The organism is Synechococcus sp. EJ6-Ellesmere, from assembly GCF_024345875.1.
In the GTDB taxonomy this organism is placed as follows: domain Bacteria; phylum Cyanobacteriota; class Cyanobacteriia; order PCC-6307; family Cyanobiaceae; genus Regnicoccus_A; species Regnicoccus_A antarcticus.
Genome location: NZ_JAGQBY010000052.1, coordinates 1 through 17,256, shown reverse-complemented (window position 1 = coordinate 17,256; position 17,256 = coordinate 1). Strand labels below are relative to the sequence as shown.

The following is a 17,256-nucleotide window of genomic DNA, read 5'->3' as shown; positions in this document are numbered from 1 at the left end:
TGCTGCCCGCCAGCAGCTCCAGGATGGAGCCGGCGATCTCCATCGTCCCCAGTGTGAAGGTGACCACCGTGCTCACGAGGCTCATGATCACCGGCAGGATCGCCACCCGGCGAAGCTTCCAGAGCAGTCGCTCGAACCGCTGCTCCCAGCGCTTGATGGAACCCTTGCGGGATGTGCTCACGGCGTGATGGCAACGGTCAGGAGCAGAACTTACGGGGAACATCTGCCTTGGTCTGTACTGCCAGTCCCCCTACGATTCGGCCATGCCCAAATCTCAGCCCATCCCCGAGCTCAGCCATCTCCCTCAGGACTCCAGCCAACTGGGCAGCACACGGCCCAGCCGCCGCGAGGAGCCCGGGGCGTCGGGTCAACGCAAGCGCTATCTCGCCTCCCTGGAGGCGACTGATCAAGCGAGCTGAGGGAGATCAGGCCCGGCTCGTCAGCCTCCCGGCAGCGGTGAGCTGAAGAAACCAAGCGAATTCAGCCATAACCCCAGTAGCAGCAGTGGCAGAAACACCGCACCGGCGATCTGAAGTTTCACGGTGGTGGCGGACCGTTCCTTGGGGGCCATGGCAGCGGCGAAGCCGTGGTGAGCAGCCATCCTGGAGCACCCGCTGAGCCTGGATGTCACTTGCCGCCCCAGCCGAGCAGCCGGGCCTGCCGCCCTTGCCGCCGCTGCCGTCGCTGCGTCTGGCGGTCGTCGGCCACGTGGAGTGGGTCAGCTTCGTGGTGGTGGAGCACCTGCCGTCGGCCGGTCAGATCCAGCACGCGCTCGAAACACTGGAGCAACCTGCCGGTGGCGGTGCTGTGGTGGCCGCCCAGTTCGCCAGGCTCACGAACCAACCGGTGGCCTTCTTCACGGCCCTGGGCCGCGATGCCCTTGGCGAGCGGGCTGCCGCTGAGCTGCGGGCCATGGGACTGGAGCTGCATGTGGCCTGGCGCGAGGCTCCCACCCGCCGGGCGATCACCTTTGTGGAGGCCAGCGGGGAGCGCACCATCACCGTGATCGGCGAGCGGCTCGCGCCCGCCGCCAGCGATCCCCTGCCCTGGGCGGAGCTGGCTGCCTGCGACGGTGTGTTCGTGACCGCCGCCGATCCGGCCGCCCTGCGGCTGGCCCGCCGGGCGCGGCTGCTGGCGGCCACCCCCCGGGTGCGCCTGCCGGTGCTTCAGGCGGCTGCCGTGGAGCTCGACGCGCTGATCGGCAGTGCCCGGGATCCCGGCGAGCGCTACAGGGCCGGCGATCTCTGCCCCGCTCCTCACCTTTTTGTAGGCACCGAAGCCGAGCAAGGGGGCTTCACCGTGCCTGGAGGTCGCTTCAGCGCGATCGAACGCAGCCATCCCCCGGTGGATGCCTATGGCGCCGGCGACAGTTTTGCCGCGGGGCTCACGGCGGGCCTGGCAGCCGGCTGGGAGCGCTCAAGCGCCCTGGCGCTGGCTTGCCGCTGCGGAGCCGCCGCCCTCGATGGCCGCGGGGCCTATGCCTCCCAGTGGCGCGCGCCCCTCACTGGATCACCACCAGATCGTGGGTGCCGCTCTGCTCCAGCAGCGCCGCAAGGCTGAGCAGGTCGCTGCCGCGGATCAGGCCGATGCAGCCATCGGTGCCACTTTCGGGGCCCATGCCGGCACTGGGATCGTGATGGATGCCCAGGGCGCGGCGCGCCGTGGGGAACTGGGGCTCCAGCCCGATCCAGAGCACCCGGCCCAGTTCCACGGGATCCTCCGGCCTGATCTCACTGATGTCGGTGAGCCGGTAACTCCCCGCCGGCAGGGGCGCCTGGCTGCCCAGTCGGTGACGGTCGGCCTGCTGACGCGAGGCCCGACCCACCACGGCCTCGAAGCTGTGGGTCTTCTGGCCGGGAACCGTCAGCTGCAGCTGCCAGACGGGATCTCCGGTGGCGGGCAGGGTGCGTGAGCTGCGCCTGAGGCTCAGGACGCTGCCGGTCTGGGCGATGGCGCCCTCCACGGCCATCAACGTGATCGCCGCGGCGAAGGTACGGGCACAAGCCCGGGCCAAGGGCCCTGGGTGCCAAAGGCCTGTTTCAGCTCTGATTCGCCTCCCCATCGTTCCCTTGCAGGGGGCTGGTAATAGCGGGCTTGCCAGCTCCGGCAATGGGGCCTGGACCGGAACTGACCCCAGGCCCTGCGCAGGCCGATGGAGATCTCGGCCAGGCTGGGTTCCGCCTGAGCCCCCACACGACACCAACGCATGGACCCGACACTCGCTGGCACTCCTGACGCGGCGGATCTGCTGAGGATGGAGGCGATCAGTCGCAGACAGGGAGGTGCCGTTGAGGCCGCCCAGCTGATCGGCAGCTGGCGTCTGCAGCGCACCTGGCCGAGGGGATCCCAGCGGCCGGCGTATCTGGCCAGCGGGCTCCTGCGGGCCTTCGGGGCAAGGCTGGTGATCGAAGCCCCCGGCCCCGGCGAGGAGCTGGCGATCCGCAACAGCGTTCAGCTGGGGGGCGTTGAGCTCACCTTTGCCGGCCAGGCTCGGCTGGAGGGCAAGCGGCCCCTGCTGCTGTTCCGCTTCGAGCGTCTGCGTCTGGCGCTGGGCCCCTGGCGGGCCCTCGATCGTGCTCTGCCCCAGCAGCTTCCATTTGATCAGCAACGGGCCGGTGGGCTCCCTTTCTTCGCCCTGATCGGCGGCGGTGTGAACCAGGGCTGGTTGGCGGCCCGGGGCCGTGGTGGCGGTCTGGCGCTCTGGACCCTCGATCCGGCTGATGACAGGGCCCATGGGTCTGCCTAAATTCGAATCAGAGCCCGGCCTCCTCGACCCTGAAACCCTTCCTGCAGGTTCTGTTCCTCACCTGGGTGCTGTTCCGTTGCCTCGACTGGTACGGCCGCTGGCGTGCCGTTCTGGCGAGAGACCGGCTCTCCAGTGAATTCGCCAGGGAACTGCGGCGTCGAGGGCTGATCAGCACCTTGCGCTGAGGCCACGCCCGGCGCGGCGATCACTATCGGCAAAGCTCTGTCACAAGTGCTGGCGTTCAGAGGCAAGGCCCGTCAGCAGCGGCCACGCTGGAGGGAGCTGATGGACCCCCTCATGCATACCCACGATCTTGAAAACCACGACAATCTCTATGCCCAGGAAATGCCGATCCAGGGCAGCGAACCTGTGATGGAAGCCCGCAGCCATGTCTCCTGGGCCGTCATCGCCATGGTGGTGATGGTGGCTGTCCTGGCTGGAGTGGCCGCCATGGGTCATGGTGGGTCGCTGGGCTGAATTTGAGCTCCATGACCATTGCCCCCCTTCCCGGGCTCATCACCCTGCTGGCCGTGATCACCTTTCAGGCCACTGCCATGCAGGTGGGCCGTGCGCGGCTGCGCGATGGGGTGAAGCCACCGCTGATGACCGGACCGCCGGCCTTTGAGCGGGCCGTGCGGGTGCAGCAGAACACCCTGGAGCAGCTGGTGGTGTTCCTGCCGGCTTTCTGGTTGGCGGTCCTGGTCTCCAACGCCACTGCGGCCTCGGTGCTGGGGGCGATCTGGGTGCTGGGTCGTGTGCTCTATGCCGTGGGCTATCTGCGGGCTCCGGAGCAGCGGGGGGCGGGATTCGCCATCAGCTTCCTCGCTTCGACAGTGCTGCTGGTGATGGCCCTGGTGGGCTGCGTGATGCCCCTCCTCTGACCCCCTGGCCTCCGCTCCGCTGCCAGGTTGCTGAACCCTCCGGCCCCGCCCACCGTCTTCCCTGAGCCCCCGCCTGCGGGGCCGCGATCTTCTCGCCGATCCCTGCCTGAACAAGGGGACGGCCTTCAGCCGCCAGGAACGCCGGGCGTTCGGGCTCGAAGGCCTGCTGCCCCACGCCGTGGAGAGCCTGGAGACCCAGGTGGAGAGGCACTGGCAGGCCTTCCTCAGCCTGGGGAACGACCTGGAGAGGTTCCGCTTCGCGGTGGCCCTGCGCCAGGCGAATCTCACCCTCTTCCATCGCTTCCTGGCGGATCACATCGAGGCGGTGATGCCGATCGTGTACACCCCCACCGTGGGGGCGGCGATCCAGCGCTTCAGCCTCGATTACCGCACGCCCTCCGGCGGTGTGTTTCTGGCGGCGCCCGATCTGGAGCGGATCGAGTCGGTCTTGAGCCAGGCGGCGACCGGGCCGGTGGATCTGATTCTGATCACTGATTCGCAGGGAATTCTCGGCATCGGCGATCAGGGCATCGGCGGCATCGAGATCTGCCTGGGCAAGCTGGCGGTGTACACGCTCTGCGCCGGGCTGGATCCCGCCCGGGTGCTGCCCCTGGTGCTGGATGTGGGCACCGATCGCGTCGAGCTGCTGGAGAACCCCCTCTATCCCGGCTGGCGCCACCCGCGCCTGGATGGTCTCGACTACGACCGCTTCCTGGCCCGCAGCGTGGAGGCCCTGCAGCGCCAGTTCCCTGGTGCGCTGCTGCACTGGGAAGACTTCGGCACCGGCCATGCCCACCAGCTGCTGGAGCGGTACCGACTGCAATTGCCCAGCTTCAACGACGACATCCAGGGCACCCGCGGGGTGGCCTGCGCGGTGGTGAAAGCGGCCTCCCACGGCGCCGGCCTGCCTCTGGAGGACCACCGCATCGTGGTGTTCGGGGCTGGCACTGCCGGTTGTGGCATCGCCGAGGGGCTGGTGCGCCTGCTCACCAGGGCAGGCTTGAGTGAGCCGGAGGCGCGACGCCGCATCTGGGCGATCGACCGGGAGGGTCTGGTGCTGGCTGATCAGCCCGGCCTTTCCCCCATGGCCCTGGCGCTGGCCAGGGATCCCTCCGAGCGTTCGCTGTTCGAGCACGACACGCAGGGCCGGATCGGCCTGCTGGAGGTGGTGCGGGCGATTCAACCCACCGTGCTGATCGGCACCTCCACCGTGGCCGGGGCCTTCAGCCGCGAGGTGGTGGACACGATGGCTTCGGCTGTGGAGCGGCCGATCATCCTGCCCCTCTCCAATCCCACACGCCTGGCGGAAGCGACCCCCGCTGATCTCTACGCCTGGACAGGGGGACGGGCCCTCGTGGCCAGTGGCAGCCCGTTCGAGCCGGTGAGCTGGCAGGGCAGCCTGCGCCGGATCGGGCAGTGCAACAACTGTTTCCTTTTCCCCGGCCTGGGCTTCGCCAGCGTGGCGGTGGGCGCCACCCAGGTGAGTGAGGGAATGATCGATGCCGGACTCGATGCCCTGGCCGACCGCATTCCGGCCTTCCGGGATCCAGAAGCCCCCTTGATGCCCGAACTCACCCAGGTGCAGGCGGTGTCGCGGGCAGTGGAGGAAGCAGTGGCACTGGCGGCGGTGCACGAAGGCCTCGCCAGCCGAGCCGCCAGCGCCGAGGAGGCGATCGAGCGGCTCGATCAGGCCACCTGGACGGCGGCCTACCGGGAGCTGGAGGCGATCTGAAGGCCTGGAGGCCGTGCCTCCGCGCCGGCTTCAGAGGTCGTCTTCGACGTTGGGCTTGATCGTGCAGTCGGCGAGTGGGTAGCTGACGCAAAGCAGGGCGAAGCCTTCGCCGATCTGATCGTCGTCGAGGAAGCTCTGATCCGACTGGTCAACGCTGCCGGAGAGGATCTTGCCGGCGCAGGTGCTGCAGGCCCCGGCGCGGCAGGAGTAGGGCAGGTCGATGCCCTGCTCCTCGGCGGCATCAAGGATGTACTGGTCGTCAGGGCAACTGAACGACTTGCCGTCTTCCAGGGTGATCGTGAAGGAGGCCATGGCTGGGAACAGCTCAGAGTTGCCCACACTTGCTAGGCAACGCATGACCGCTTTGGGGTAGCCCTCGTGACAGTGGGCCGCCATCGCCGCGGCAGACAGGGCGGAACCAGTGCCTGTGTGGTGGCTTGAACACAACGTTCACTGCTGACTTGCGTCCCTCCAGCGCCCTGACCATCAATAGAGAGTGTGAGAGCCGCTGGAGTCGTCTGTGGTCAGGGTCTTGGTTCCTGCGGAAAGCCGGGAGGGCGAGCGGCGTGTCGCCGCCACACCAGAAACGGTGCGCCGGCTCGTGGCGAAGAACTCCGAGGTGTTCATCGAATCGGGCGCGGGCCTGGAGGCCGGATTCAGCGATGAGGCCTTCATCGAAGCCGGCGCCTCGATCGTGGCCAAGGGCTGCCCAGACACCTGGAGCGCGGCTGAGCTCGTGATCTGCGTGCAACCGCCGGTCCAGGACAGCGACGGCGGCAGCGGCGGGCTCGAGCGGCTGGCTTCCGGCTCCCTGCTGGTGGGTTTGCTCGATCCTTATCTGAACCGGGCCCTGATCGAGCGGCTGAGCAGCCGTGGCCTCTCGACCCTGGCCCTGGAGCTGCTGCCTCGCATCAGCCGGGCCCAGTCGATGGATGTGCTCTCCTCCCAGGCCAACATCGCCGGCTACAAGGCCGTGCTGCTGGCGGCCGCCGAACTGGATCGCTTCTTCCCGATGCTGATGACCGCCGCTGGCACCGTGCAGCCCGCCAAGGTGCTGGTGCTCGGAGCCGGCGTGGCTGGTCTGCAGGCGGTGGCCACGGCCCGCCGCCTCGGCGCGGTGGTGAAGGTGAGTGATGTGCGGCCGGCCGCCAAGGAACAGGTGGAATCCCTGGGCGCGCGCTTCATCGATCCCCCCAGCCGTGAGGCGCCGGGTGAAACCGGTGGCTATGCCCGCGAGGCCGGCGCCGCCTTCCTGGAGGCCCAGCGCCAGCAGCTCACCAACCACCTGGCGGAAGCCGACGCGGTGATCACCACCGCCCAGGTGCCAGGACGACCTGCGCCGCTGCTGATCACCGAGGAGATGCTCAAGGCGCTGCGGCCCGGCTCGGTGGTGGTCGATCTGGCGGTGTCGACCGGCGGCAACTGCGCGGGCAGCCAGCCCGATCGCACCGTGGAGATCGGCGGGGTGCGCATCATCGGCTCCTCCAACCTGCCGGCTTCGGTGCCCCACCACGCCAGCGCCCTCTATGCGCGCAACCTGGCCGCCTTCCTCGAGCCCCTGTTCTCTGACGACGGCCTGCAACTCAATCCCGAGGATCCTTTGCTCGACCCCTGCCTGATTTCCCACCAGGGCGGCTGTCGCCGCCCCGAACTGTGGACCAGCCTCAAGGAGGTGGCGGCATGAGCAGTCATCTCAGTGGCACCGCCGCCCTCTGGGTGCTCGTGCTCGGCAGCCTGCTGGGGCTGGAACTGATCGGCAAGGTGCCTCCCACCCTGCACACCCCGTTGATGTCAGGAGCCAATGCCATCAGCGGCATCACCTTGCTGGCGGCCCTGGCCCTGATCGGTCAGGCCCCGACCCCAGCCCTGAAGCTGATCGGTGCCGTCGCCCTGGGCTTTGCCCTCTTCAACGTGGTGGGTGGATTTCTCGTGACGGATCGGATGCTGGCGATGTTCCGCCGCAGGGAGGCGAACTGATGGTTGAACTCTCGATCGAACTGGGCTCGGTGCTGCTGCTGGCCTTCGGGCTCAAGGGCCTGGCCAAGATTCGCACCGCCCGCAGTGCCAATGGCCTCGCCGCCCTGGCGCTCGGCCTGGCGGTGGTGGGCCTGCTTCTGCAGCAGGGACTGGGTGGCTGGCCCTGGATGCTCCTGGGCCTGGGCATCGGTGGTGGCCTCGGGGCTGTGCTCGCCCTGCGGGTGGCCATGACGTCAATGCCCGAAACGGTGGCGCTCTTCAACGGCTGCGGCGGCATGTCGTCGCTGCTGGTGGCGATCGGTGCGGTGCAGCTGCCCACGCCGCTGAACCTCGTGGGCCAGGTGTCGGTGCTGGTTTCGGTGCTGGTGGGCGCGATCACCTTCAGCGGCTCGCTGGTGGCGATGGGCAAGTTGCAGGAGTGGCTGGGGACCCCCGCCTGGACCCTGCGGCCCCAGCGCCACGCCGTGAACATCATTCTGGCTCTGGCCTGCCTGGTCTGCTGCGCGCTGGTGCTCAAGGGCATGGCCGTGGCGCTGGTTCCTCTCACCGTGCTGTCGCTCCTTCTGGGCGTGGGCCTGACCCTGCCTGTGGGTGGCGCCGACATGCCGGTGGTGATTTCGCTGCTGAATTCCTATTCGGGTGTGGCCGCGGCTGCCGCCGGTTTCGTGGTGGGCAGCGAGCTGCTGATCGTGGCGGGAGCCATGGTGGGCGCCGCCGGTCTGATCCTCACCCAGGTGATGTGCACGGCCATGAACCGCTCGCTCACCTCGGTGCTGTTCGGCGGCGCCCTGGGGGCTGCATCGAGCGAGGCCGGTGATGCCGGCGGCCGTGAGGAGTACACCAATGTCACGTCCTGCAGCCCTGAGGAATGTGCCCTCACCCTGGAGGCGGCCGAGCGGGTGATCTTCGTGCCGGGCTATGGCCTGGCCGTGGCCCAGGCCCAGCACAGTCTCAAGGAGCTCGCCCGCCTGCTGGAACAGCACGGCATCGAGGTGCGCTACGCCATCCACCCGGTGGCCGGCCGCATGCCCGGCCACATGAACGTGCTTCTCGCGGAGGCCGATGTGCCCTACGACCAGCTGGTGGAGATGGATGCGATCAACCCCGACTTCCCGCGAACCGATGTGGTGATCGTGCTGGGGGCCAATGACGTGGTCAATCCCCGCGCCAAGAACGATCCGGCCAGCCCCCTTTACGGTATGCCCGTACTTGAGGTGGATCAGGCGCGCACGGTGTTCGTGGTCAAGCGCAGCCTGGGCTCGGGCTACGCCGGCATCCGCAACGATCTCTTCGAGCTGCCCCAGACCTCGATGGTGTTCGGCGATGCCAAGCAGGTGCTGCAGACCCTCCTGCAGGAGCTGCGTTCCCTGGGCGTGGGCAAGGTGCCTGCTGGAGCAGGCAGCGCTCGCTGAGCCAGAGGCAAGCAGCCTTGCCGCTCAGTGCTGGCCGGCCATGGGCGCCGGCCAACCCCCTCTGATGGCCCCCTGGGCCCGTCCTTCTCGGCGGCTCCAGGGGGCTTTCTCACGCCAGATCGCCACCCATGGCCCGGCCAGCTCCTTGAGGGCCATGGCCCCATCGATCAGCAACACCAGAGCCCACACCAGCAGCGGCAGCCAGCCTCCCTCGCAGGACGCTGCGTCGGCCTGGGGTTGCTGGATCGCTGCCTGTGGGGTCTGAGCAGGTGCACCTTGATCGGGTGCAACTTGATCAGTGGCGGCCTGAAACGCAGCGGGAACCTCCGATCTCTCTGCGAACGGCTCCGTGACAACCAGGCTGGAGAGAGTGTCTGCAACCTCCTCAGCTTCCGCCAGCCCCGTCGGCTGAGCGATGCTCTCCTCCAGCAGCAGGGCCTGGCTGGCTTTCCAGGAGGTGGGTGGATGGCGTCGCCAGTAGGCCGCTTCAGGGCTGCCTGGACGACCACGGCTGGAGAGGGTGGGAATCATCGCCGCATCAAGACATGTATCCCAGGGCCTGGCCGCTGTTCCCATCGTCACAGCCCCGTTCTCTTAGGGTAGGTGTCTTGTGAGGCCTGCTCCGATTTCCCGTCTGACCCACCCAGCTCCGGGAGAGGAGCAGATCAGCCCGCCCGTTTCAGGGGCCGATCCAGCCCTTTCCGGAAGCCCGGTCCAGGATTTCGCCTCCTTCGGGTTGTCCGAGCCACTGCTCAAGGCGATCGCGCTCAAGGGCTACACCTGCCCCTCTCCGATCCAGGTGCAGGCGATCCCGGCTGTGCTCAGCGGCAGGGATGTGATGGCCGCCGCCCAGACAGGAACCGGCAAGACCGCCGGTTTCACCCTGCCGATGCTGGAGCGGCTGCGGCATGGGCCCCATGCCCGCAACAACCAGGTGCGCTCCCTGGTGCTCACCCCCACCCGGGAGCTGGCGGCCCAGGTGGCGGAGAGCGTCCAGGCCTATGGCCGCTTCCTCGACCTGCGCGGTGACGTGGTCTTCGGCGGAGTCAAGGTCAATCCCCAGATGCAGCGGCTGCAACGCGGCGCCGACGTGCTGGTGGCCACCCCCGGCCGCCTGATGGATCTCTACCAGCAGAACGCGATCCGCTTCGACCGGCTCGAGATCCTGGTGCTTGATGAGGCGGATCGCATGCTCGACATGGGCTTCATCCGTGACATCCAGAAGATCCTGGCCCTGCTGCCGCCGAAGCGTCAGAACCTGCTATTTTCGGCCACCTTCAACCCTTCGATCCGCAAGCTGGCCCATGGGCTGCTGCATCAGCCCCTGCAGCTGCAGGCCACACCCGAGAACCGGGCGGCGCCCCTGGTGGAGCAGGTGATGCACCCCTGCGACATGGCTCGCAAGGGCGACCTGCTCTCCCACCTGATCCGCAGCAACGACTGGCAGCAGGTGCTGGTGTTCTCGCGCACCAAGCACGGCGCCAACCGGCTGGCGGAGCGTCTGAGCCAGGAGGGTGTGGCCGCCATGGCCATCCACGGCAACAAGAGCCAGGGGGCCCGCACCCGGGCGCTGGCCAGCTTCAAGAGCGGTGAACTGCGGGTGCTGGTGGCCACCGACCTGGCCGCCCGCGGCCTCGACATCGAGCAGCTGCCCCATGTGGTGAACCTGGATCTGCCCAACGTCGCCGAGGACTACGTGCACCGCATCGGCCGTACCGGCCGTGCCGGCCAGAGCGGCCATGCTCTTTCCCTGGTGGCCGCCGAAGAACACGAACTGCTGCGGGCGATCGAGAAGGTGATCGGCAACCCACTGCCCCGCTCGGAGATCCCCGGCTTCGAGCCCACGATCCACTCGGCGCCACCGCTGGATCTCAGCGGTGGTCGCGGCAAGGGCGGCCGCCGAGGCGGCGGCCAGCGCAGTGGCCCTGGCGCCTCAGCACCTCGCCGCAACGGCCCCCGCAGCGGCTCCCCCCGCAGCCAGACGATCTCGCGCGAAAGCAGGCCCCGGGGGCGGGGCCGATCAAACCAATCTGCGGTCCTACGGCGGATTCAGAGCCCCCAGTTCCAGGCCATCAAAGAGACGCCGCCCGGGAGCCTGCTCTGAGGGATCGAACCAGTACTGCTCCACCAGCAGCAGGAAGGCATGGCGTGGGAGTCGATCCGGGGGCAGCTTCAGCTCAGTGAGCATCTCGTTCAGATTTGCGGCGATGCCAGCATCGCCGTGGCCGTAGGCGGCGGCAAAGGATCTCAGGTCGTCGGCTGTGAGATCGCCATCTCCATCGAGATCGAGTGTGTCGAAGAAGCCCCCGGCCGCTGCCTTGATGAAGCCGAGTGCTCCAATGCGGTTGGTGGCGTAGGCGGCGATGACACGGCCGTGGGAAGACAGAAATTCCTCCAGGTTCACTGAGCCATCCTGGTTGGCGTCGCGGCGGGAGTTCTCCCGCCCGTAGGTATCGAGTAGGAGTTGTAGGAGGTCTGGGAAGGGTGTTGGGCGGTCTTGCCAGCGCTGGACGATCCTCTGGGCCACAGGCTTGAAGTCGCCTGTCAGGGTGTGGATCCCGTCGCCGTCACGATCGTAGAAACGAAATAGACGGCGAAAGCGCTCGACAAGATTGGTGGGGATTGAATCACTATCCATCAAAGTTCGCCCATGCAATGGTTGATGGCCTGCCCATGTTCGCCCACAGGAGGCAACGGCCAGGTCTTCCCGTCCCGTACGGAGTTAGTTGACGGTTTCAGAGACCGGAGTTGTCCAAAAAATGGCGCCCAGCTCACGTCTCGCAGAGTTCATTGCAGCAGGCCAGCGGCAGCCTCCCTTCCCGGTTGTCAGCATGGCCCCCAGCGTTGGTTGAGGCCTCGAATGCTCAGCAGTTCCTCCAGGGCGCTTGAAATTGTGCGGGTGGTGTCCCAGCACCAGTGGGACTATCTGCTGGGTCTGCTGAGTGCCAGGCTCGGCTCCGTGCCCGACGCACAGCCCAGCCTGCCGGCACCGGAAGTGCTCTGCCGCGTGCTCAGCGAACTGGGCCCGGTGTTCGTGAAGGTGGGCCAGCTGCTCAGCACCCGCCCCGATCTCCTTCCTGATCGCTACATCCGCGCCCTGGGCAGGCTTCAGAGCGCCGTGCCACCAGCCCCGTGGAGCGAGGTGGAGACCCGTCTGCTGGAGCAGTGGCAGCGACCGGCTGATGAGGTGTTCGCCCGATTTGACACCACGCCGGTGGCGGCGGGCAGCATCGGCCAGGTGCACCGGGCGCAGCTGGCCGATGGCCGTGCCGTAGCCGTGAAAGTGCTGCGCCCGGGCATCGAGCGCCAGGTGGAGGAAGACGGCCAGCTGCTGCGCCAGATCGCCGCCCTCGCCGCCCAGACGCCCCTGGGGTCGAGCTACGACCTGCCGGGCCTGGCGGAGCAACTGGTGGCCTCCCTCGAGGGTGAGATTGACTTCCGCCGCGAGGCCGGCAACACCGAGCGGCTGGCGCAGGTGCTCAAGCGCTCCAGCTTCGTGGGCGATGGCCGCCTGCGGGTGCCCCAGCTGTACCAGGAGCTCAGCGGGCCAGCGGTGCTGGTGCTGGAGTGGCTGGAGGGTGATCCGATCCTCAGCGATGGGGCCAGGGTCGCCCTGGAGCAGCGCTCCGGTGGTGTCAAGGCGGCCACCGATGCCTTGCTCGGCGCCTTCGTGGAGCAGTTCTTTGTGGAGGGCTTCTTCGATGCCGATCCCCACCCCGGCAACCTGATGGTGGCGGCCGACGGCACGATCACCATCCTGGATCTGGGCATGGTGGGCAGCTTTGATCCCCGCACTCGCACCCTGGTGTTGGATCTGGTGCTGGCCCTCATCAATGAAGACCCCGCCCGCGCCACGGATCTGCTGGTGCAGCTGGCGCCGCCGCAGACCAGTACCGTCGATCGCCGTGGGCTGCGCCGGCAGCTCGATCAGCTGATCCGCGCCAACTTCGCCAAGCCACTACAGCAGCTCAACTTCGCCCTTTTCCTGGGGGATCTGCTCCAGATCGCCAGCCGCACCGGCTTGCAGGTGCCCGGTAATCTCGGCCTGTTCGTGAAGGCGATCAGCAACCTGGAGGGGGTGGGCCGGGCCCTGGCGCCTGAGTTCAGCTTCACCGAGGCGATGAAGCCCCTGGTGGGTCGGCTGATGGCCCGCGCCCTGCTGCTGCCTCAGCAACGGGTGATGCAGTTCGGCCTCGATCTGCGCGCCCTGCTGCTGGACTCCCCGCGCCAGCTCAGTGGGCTGCTGCAGCGCTTCAGTGGCGATGAGCTGGTGTTCTCCTTCCAGCTGCAGGGTCTGGAGCGGCTGCTGGCCAACCTCGATGTGCTCTCGCGACGCATCGCCCTCTCGATCCTGGTGGCGGCCCTCCTGCTCAGTGCCACGGTGATGGCCACCCAGTCGGAATTGCAGCTGCTGCGCCAGGTCAGCCAGGGCCTGTTCGTGGCGGCCAACGTGCTGGGGGTGTGGCTGGTGGTGTCGCTGATGCGCTCCGGCCGCCGCTGAGTCCCGATGGCTGCGGTTGATCAGGCTTACTCCGGCTGGATCAGCCGATTGGGAAACTCCTCCTCGTGCAGGTCGATGCCCAGCTCAGCGAGCTGACCTCTCAGGCGCTCAAGGGCCTCAGCGATGGCTTGGTTGTAAACGCTTGGGGCGATGTCGCTGAGGATGAACTCCAGCAGCGCGCCGGCGGCAATCAGCCCGATCTCCTCATCTCTGTGTTCTGCAAAGAAGCGGATGATCGAGGCCAGGGCTTCCTTCTTCGCCTCCTTGCTGAGCTGGATGGCCATCGCTGGAATCGCTCGTTTCGCCAGGGCCCATGATCACCCCAGCCGCTCCCCCACCTCCGCCCCCAGCTGCTGGATCAGGGCTTCACCCGCAGCGGCACGCTTGCCCTCCAGCTGGGCCTCGCTGATCAGCACGGGGCAGCCGCCCGTGGCCACCACCAGGCCCACGCCGCGCACCAGATCCAGCACCTGGCCGGGCTCAGCGGCGTGGGCAGCCGCCAGATCTGCCGACTCAGGCTCGCCCCAGCGCTGCGCCAGCTGGGCGGCGGCGGGCGTGAGCTGATCGCTCAGGCGTTGCACCAGGGGTTCGCTGGCCAGCAGCTTCAGCCGCCGTTGGCCCCAGCTGCTCTGGGCTCCGGGATGCAGACCCATCACGCGGCGGTGAATCGCCAGCGCCGAAGCGCTCCAGTCGATCTGGGCATCCTGCTTCTGCAGCAGCCGGGCGTGGCAGAGGCCGTCTTCGGCCTGGGGTGTGAGGCCCAGCCGCCGCCAGCGCTCGGCTTCAGGGCCGGAGCCTGCCGCTGCGATCAGGGGCATCGCCTCCACCAGCAGCTCGGCGCTGAGCTGGCTCAGACGCGCCCCCAGCTGGCTGGCGTTCTCCAGCAGGCCGATCGACAGGCGCCGCTCCAGCAGCACCGGTCCCGTGTCGAGGCCCTCCTCCATGGCCATGATCCCCACGCCGGTTTCTGCGTCGCCTTCGATCAGGCACCACTGGATCGGGGCGGCACCACGCCAGCGGGGCAGCAGCGAACCGTGGCCGTTCCAGCAGCCCAGCGGCGGCTGGGCCAGCACCTCCGGCGGCAGCAGCTGCCCGAAGGCCACCACCACCGACGCCTCCGCCCCCAGCGCCGCCAGCTGCGCCTGCAGCTCCGGCTCACGGCGGATGCGGCTGGGGGTGAACACCGGCAGATCCAGCTCCAGCGCCTTGGCTTTCACCGCTGAGGGCACCAGGGCCGAACCCCGTCCGCGGCGACGATCGGGCTGGCTCACCACCCCCACCAGCTCATGGCCCGCCGCCACCAGCGCCTCAAGGCTGGGCACCGCGTAGGCCGGGGTGCCCCAGAACAGGATCTTCATCGCCGGTTTCTCCCTCTGCCGGCTCAGGCGTCGCCCGTGATCGAGAGCCCATCCACCCACACCAGCGGGCAGACGCCATCGGGGGTGACCTTCGCTTCGCCCTCGAAGCCCACCAGGCCCTTGAGCACGGCGCGGATGTCGCCGGCCACGGTGGCGGCTTCGATCGAGCGGGCTTCACCGCCCTGAATCAACCAGCCATCGAACGGCAGAGAGAACGATCCCTGGCTCGACTTCACGCCGGCGTGGAGCGCCGAGAGCGAATCGATCCAGACGATCCCATCCTGGCTGAAGCGATCGAGACCCCTGGCACCGGTCTGCTCATCGGAGCTGCCGGCCGGGCCGATCTCGAACCAGTGGGGCCCCACCGACACCTTCGCCCCCAGGCCGGCGTGGCCGGTGGGGGCCACGCCGAAGGCGCGGGCGGTGGCTTCCGAGTGCAGGAAGTGGCGCAGGATGCCGCCCTCCACCAGCGGCAGGCGCGCCACCGGCGTGCCCTCGCCATCGAAGCTGGCGGCACCGATGTTGCCGGGGTGCAGGCCGTTGTCGTGGATCGAGAGGAAGGGAACCGCCAGCTGGCTGCCGAGCGACTCACGCTGGCTGAGGCTGACCCCATCGAGCACGGCACGGGCATTGAAGAGGCTGCTGAAGGCGCCGATCAGATCAAGGAAGGCCTCCGGGCTGAACACACAGGTGTAGCGGCCGGTGGCGATCGGGGCGTAGTCGAGGTGCTGGATCGTGCGCTCAGCTGCTTCCTCGATGCAGCCGGCCACATCCAGTTGCTCGGCGCCGTAGGCCAGGCGCACGGCCCCGCTGCTGCGGGGCTTGCGGCCATCTTCCTCGGCGCGGGCGTAGAGGTAGAGACTGGCGGTGCTCAGCTGCTGCTCACGGCAGGCGCCCTCGCTGTTGAGGTAGATCCGCTGGCTGCTGCGCTGGGCCAGACCGTTGTAGGGAACGGTGCTGATCGCCGGGTGGCGGCCGAGCAGTTCGGCCTCGGCCTGCTTGAGGGTGCCCAGCAGCTCGAGGATGCCCCTGGGGTCACTCAGGGGCTGCTCCAGTTGGGCCAGGGGCGCGGTGGCCAGGGGCGAGAACCCGGGGGCGTCGTCGGGATTGCCGTAGGTGCTGGCCTCACTGGCGCCGGACAGGGCGCGGGCCAGGCCGGCAGGCGAGAGATCGGAGGTGCTGGTGATACCCACCAGCCCGTCATCGTTCCAGGCCCGCACCGTGATCGAGCTGCGCTGGGCGCCCTTGAGCTGCTTGGCTTCTCCCCGGTCCACCTGCACCGAGGTGTCGGTGCTGCAGGAGGCGCCCAGGTCCCAGCGGCGCACGCCCAGCTCCGTGGCCAGGGTCTGCAGCTGCTGGGCCAGATCGCTGGCGTGAAGGCTGGTGGAGCTGGCCATGATCAGCGGCCCCCCACGGTGATGGTGTCGACCTTGATGTGGGGTTGGCCCACGGTCACGAAGATGCTGCCGCTGACCGAGCCGCAGAAGCCGGCGGCCAGCTCCAGATCATTGGCGCACATCGAGATGCGCGGCATCACCTCCTTGGCCTCCCCGATCAGAGTGGCGCCTTTCACGGGTTTGGTGAGCTGGCCGTTCTCGATCAGATAGCCCTCCTCCACGGCGAAGTTGAACTGACCGGTGGGTCCCACGCTGCCTCCGCCCATCGACTTGCAGTACAGGCCCCGATCCACCGAGCCGATCAGCTGCTCGGGGGTGTGGGGACCGGCGGCGATGAAGGTGTTGCGCATGCGGCTGGCGGCGGCGAAGGAATGGCTCTGACGGCGGCCGCTTCCCGTGCGGGCGTGGCCGGTGCGCAGTTCCCCGGCACGGTCGGAGATGAAGCGCTGCAGCACACCGTTCTCGATCAGCACCGTGCGCCGGGGCTCCATGCCCTCGTCATCCATGGAGAGGCTGCCGAAGGCGCCGTCACTGAGTCCTTCATCCACGGCGGTGACGGCCTCATGGGCGATCGTCTCGCCCACCTTGTCGGCGAAGGGGGTGGTGCCCCGCTCCACCTGGGTGGTTTCCAGCAGGTGGCCGCAGGCTTCGTGGAAGATCACCCCTCCGAAACGGTTGGCCAGCACCACCGGATAGTTACCGGCCTCCACGTAGTCGGCATAGAGCATCGAGCGGGCGCTGCTGCAGAGATCGATCGCCGAGGCTTCCGCATCCCACTGGCGCAGGTCATCGGGGCGGCCGGAGCTGCCGTAGCGGCGCCCCAGGCTGGCGCGGTGGTCGCCGTCGGCCGCCAGGGCATTGATCCCCACCGACTGGTGCAGGCGGATGTCACGGGCGAACGTGCCATCCGTGGCGGCCACCAGCACCTCCTGCCAGTCGCGGGCGTAGCTGCCGCGGCGAGCCTGGAGATGATCCCCGTGGCGATCGAGCAGCGCCGTGGCCTCCAGCAGCCGGGCCGTGGATTCATCCAGACCGGGGCAGTGCTGCAGCCAGGCCTCTTTGCTGGCCCCGTGATCGTTTAGGGAAGCGAGTCCTGCAAAGCTGTGGGCGCCGAGGTTGCTGCGCGTGAGGCCCAGCATTCCCAGGGCCTGATCCAGGGCCTGCAGCAAGCCAGCCTCACTCAGGGCGTTGGTGGACACGAAGCCATCACGCTCCCCCAGGAATACCCGCAGGCCAGCCCCACGACCGAAGG

The 17,256-nt window shown here is 68.2% G+C and carries 20 protein-coding genes and 1 pseudogene; 11 read left to right on the top strand and 10 right to left on the bottom strand.

Going from position 1 to position 17,256, the window contains the following annotated elements:
• Positions 1-181 (bottom strand): annotated as a pseudogene (locus tag KBY78_RS07480) (YqhA family protein); the annotation flags it as partial.
• Between the two features lie 82 nt (positions 182-263).
• On the opposite strand from KBY78_RS07480, the gene KBY78_RS07475 reads away from it, so the two are divergent.
• Entirely contained in the window at positions 264-419 is a 156-nt protein-coding gene (locus KBY78_RS07475) for a hypothetical protein (RefSeq protein WP_006170563.1), read from the top strand.
• A gap of 20 nt (positions 420-439) precedes the next feature.
• Here KBY78_RS07475 and KBY78_RS07470 read toward each other — a convergent pair whose 3' ends face one another.
• Positions 440-601 (bottom strand): hypothetical protein, encoded by a 162-nt coding sequence (locus tag KBY78_RS07470; RefSeq protein ID WP_006170564.1) that lies wholly within the window; start codon positions 599-601, stop codon positions 440-442.
• A gap of 23 nt (positions 602-624) precedes the next feature.
• Here KBY78_RS07470 and KBY78_RS07465 point away from each other — a divergent pair, with 23 nt between their 5' ends.
• Positions 625-1,560: a PfkB family carbohydrate kinase gene (locus tag KBY78_RS07465; protein WP_255143067.1), complete on the top strand. Its 936-nt coding sequence runs from the start codon at positions 625-627 to the stop codon at positions 1,558-1,560.
• Here the strand turns inward: KBY78_RS07465 and KBY78_RS07460 are convergent.
• Complete coding sequence (locus tag KBY78_RS07460; RefSeq protein WP_255143066.1) at positions 1,502-2,014, bottom strand: L,D-transpeptidase family protein; 513 nt, start codon at positions 2,012-2,014, stop codon at positions 1,502-1,504. The genes KBY78_RS07465 and KBY78_RS07460 overlap by 59 nt on opposite strands.
• Positions 2,015-2,206: 192 nt before the next feature.
• Here KBY78_RS07460 and KBY78_RS07455 point away from each other — a divergent pair, with 192 nt between their 5' ends.
• The 4 genes from KBY78_RS07455 (at position 2,207) to KBY78_RS07440 (ending at position 5,359) form a co-directional block, all read left to right on the top strand.
• Positions 2,207-2,746: a hypothetical protein gene (locus KBY78_RS07455; protein ID WP_255143065.1), complete on the top strand. Its 540-nt coding sequence runs from the start codon at positions 2,207-2,209 to the stop codon at positions 2,744-2,746.
• 285 nt (positions 2,747-3,031) lie between these two features.
• Entirely contained in the window at positions 3,032-3,223 is a 192-nt protein-coding gene (locus tag KBY78_RS07450) for a hypothetical protein (protein WP_255143064.1), read from the top strand.
• Between the two features lie 11 nt (positions 3,224-3,234).
• The gene (locus KBY78_RS07445) at positions 3,235-3,627 is read left to right on the top strand and encodes an MAPEG family protein (protein ID WP_255143063.1); all 393 of its coding nucleotides are present in this window, start codon (positions 3,235-3,237) and stop codon (positions 3,625-3,627) included.
• A 61-nt stretch (positions 3,628-3,688) separates the two neighbouring features.
• Complete coding sequence (locus KBY78_RS07440; RefSeq protein WP_255143068.1) at positions 3,689-5,359, top strand: NAD-dependent malic enzyme; 1,671 nt, start codon at positions 3,689-3,691, stop codon at positions 5,357-5,359.
• 30 nt (positions 5,360-5,389) lie between these two features.
• Here KBY78_RS07440 and KBY78_RS07435 read toward each other — a convergent pair whose 3' ends face one another.
• A complete protein-coding gene (locus KBY78_RS07435) occupies positions 5,390-5,671 on the bottom strand; it encodes a 2Fe-2S iron-sulfur cluster-binding protein (protein WP_037980199.1) in 282 nt (93 codons plus the stop codon).
• 220 nt (positions 5,672-5,891) lie between these two features.
• Here KBY78_RS07435 and KBY78_RS07430 point away from each other — a divergent pair, with 220 nt between their 5' ends.
• From KBY78_RS07430 to KBY78_RS07420, 3 genes are read left to right on the top strand one after another with little or no spacing between them, the layout of a single operon-like run.
• Positions 5,892-7,043 carry an NAD(P) transhydrogenase subunit alpha gene (locus tag KBY78_RS07430; protein WP_255143062.1) on the top strand — a complete coding sequence of 384 codons (1,152 nt, stop codon included), beginning with the start codon at positions 5,892-5,894 and terminating at the stop codon, positions 7,041-7,043.
• Positions 7,040-7,336 (top strand): NAD(P) transhydrogenase subunit alpha, encoded by a 297-nt coding sequence (locus KBY78_RS07425; RefSeq protein ID WP_006170574.1) that lies wholly within the window; start codon positions 7,040-7,042, stop codon positions 7,334-7,336. The genes KBY78_RS07430 and KBY78_RS07425 overlap by 4 nt, the downstream gene beginning before the upstream one ends.
• Complete coding sequence (locus tag KBY78_RS07420; protein ID WP_255143061.1) at positions 7,336-8,748, top strand: NAD(P)(+) transhydrogenase (Re/Si-specific) subunit beta; 1,413 nt, start codon at positions 7,336-7,338, stop codon at positions 8,746-8,748. The genes KBY78_RS07425 and KBY78_RS07420 overlap by 1 nt, the downstream gene beginning before the upstream one ends.
• A gap of 24 nt (positions 8,749-8,772) precedes the next feature.
• Here the strand turns inward: KBY78_RS07420 and KBY78_RS07415 are convergent, their stop codons facing one another.
• Positions 8,773-9,324 (bottom strand): hypothetical protein, encoded by a 552-nt coding sequence (locus KBY78_RS07415; RefSeq protein ID WP_255143060.1) that lies wholly within the window; start codon positions 9,322-9,324, stop codon positions 8,773-8,775.
• Positions 9,325-9,484: 160 nt separating this feature from the next.
• Between KBY78_RS07415 and KBY78_RS07410 the strand changes: the two genes are divergently transcribed.
• A complete protein-coding gene (locus KBY78_RS07410; RefSeq protein ID WP_255143059.1) occupies positions 9,485-10,852 on the top strand; it encodes a DEAD/DEAH box helicase in 1,368 nt (455 codons plus the stop codon).
• Here the strand turns inward: KBY78_RS07410 and KBY78_RS07405 are convergent.
• Complete coding sequence (locus KBY78_RS07405) at positions 10,787-11,386, bottom strand: EF-hand domain-containing protein (RefSeq protein ID WP_255143058.1); 600 nt, start codon at positions 11,384-11,386, stop codon at positions 10,787-10,789. The genes KBY78_RS07410 and KBY78_RS07405 overlap by 66 nt on opposite strands.
• A gap of 222 nt (positions 11,387-11,608) precedes the next feature.
• On the opposite strand from KBY78_RS07405, the gene KBY78_RS07400 reads away from it, so the two are divergent.
• Complete coding sequence (locus KBY78_RS07400; RefSeq protein ID WP_255143057.1) at positions 11,609-13,249, top strand: AarF/ABC1/UbiB kinase family protein; 1,641 nt, start codon at positions 11,609-11,611, stop codon at positions 13,247-13,249.
• Positions 13,250-13,275: 26 nt separating this feature from the next.
• Here the strand turns inward: KBY78_RS07400 and KBY78_RS07395 are convergent, their stop codons facing one another.
• From KBY78_RS07395 to KBY78_RS07380, 4 genes are all read right to left on the bottom strand, one after another.
• Positions 13,276-13,533 carry a DUF2164 domain-containing protein gene (locus KBY78_RS07395; protein ID WP_255143056.1) on the bottom strand — a complete coding sequence of 86 codons (258 nt, stop codon included), beginning with the start codon at positions 13,531-13,533 and terminating at the stop codon, positions 13,276-13,278.
• 33 nt (positions 13,534-13,566) lie between these two features.
• Positions 13,567-14,607, bottom strand: coding sequence for a methionyl-tRNA formyltransferase (gene fmt / locus KBY78_RS07390; protein ID WP_255143055.1), 1,041 nt, complete (start codon positions 14,605-14,607; stop codon positions 13,567-13,569).
• 23 nt (positions 14,608-14,630) lie between these two features.
• Positions 14,631-16,004, bottom strand: coding sequence for a TldD/PmbA family protein (locus KBY78_RS07385; protein ID WP_255143053.1), 1,374 nt, complete (start codon positions 16,002-16,004; stop codon positions 14,631-14,633).
• Between the two features lie 2 nt (positions 16,005-16,006).
• Positions 16,007-17,256, bottom strand: a 1,250-nt coding sequence (locus tag KBY78_RS07380; protein WP_255143052.1) for a TldD/PmbA family protein, incomplete at its 5' end; no start/stop codon positions are given.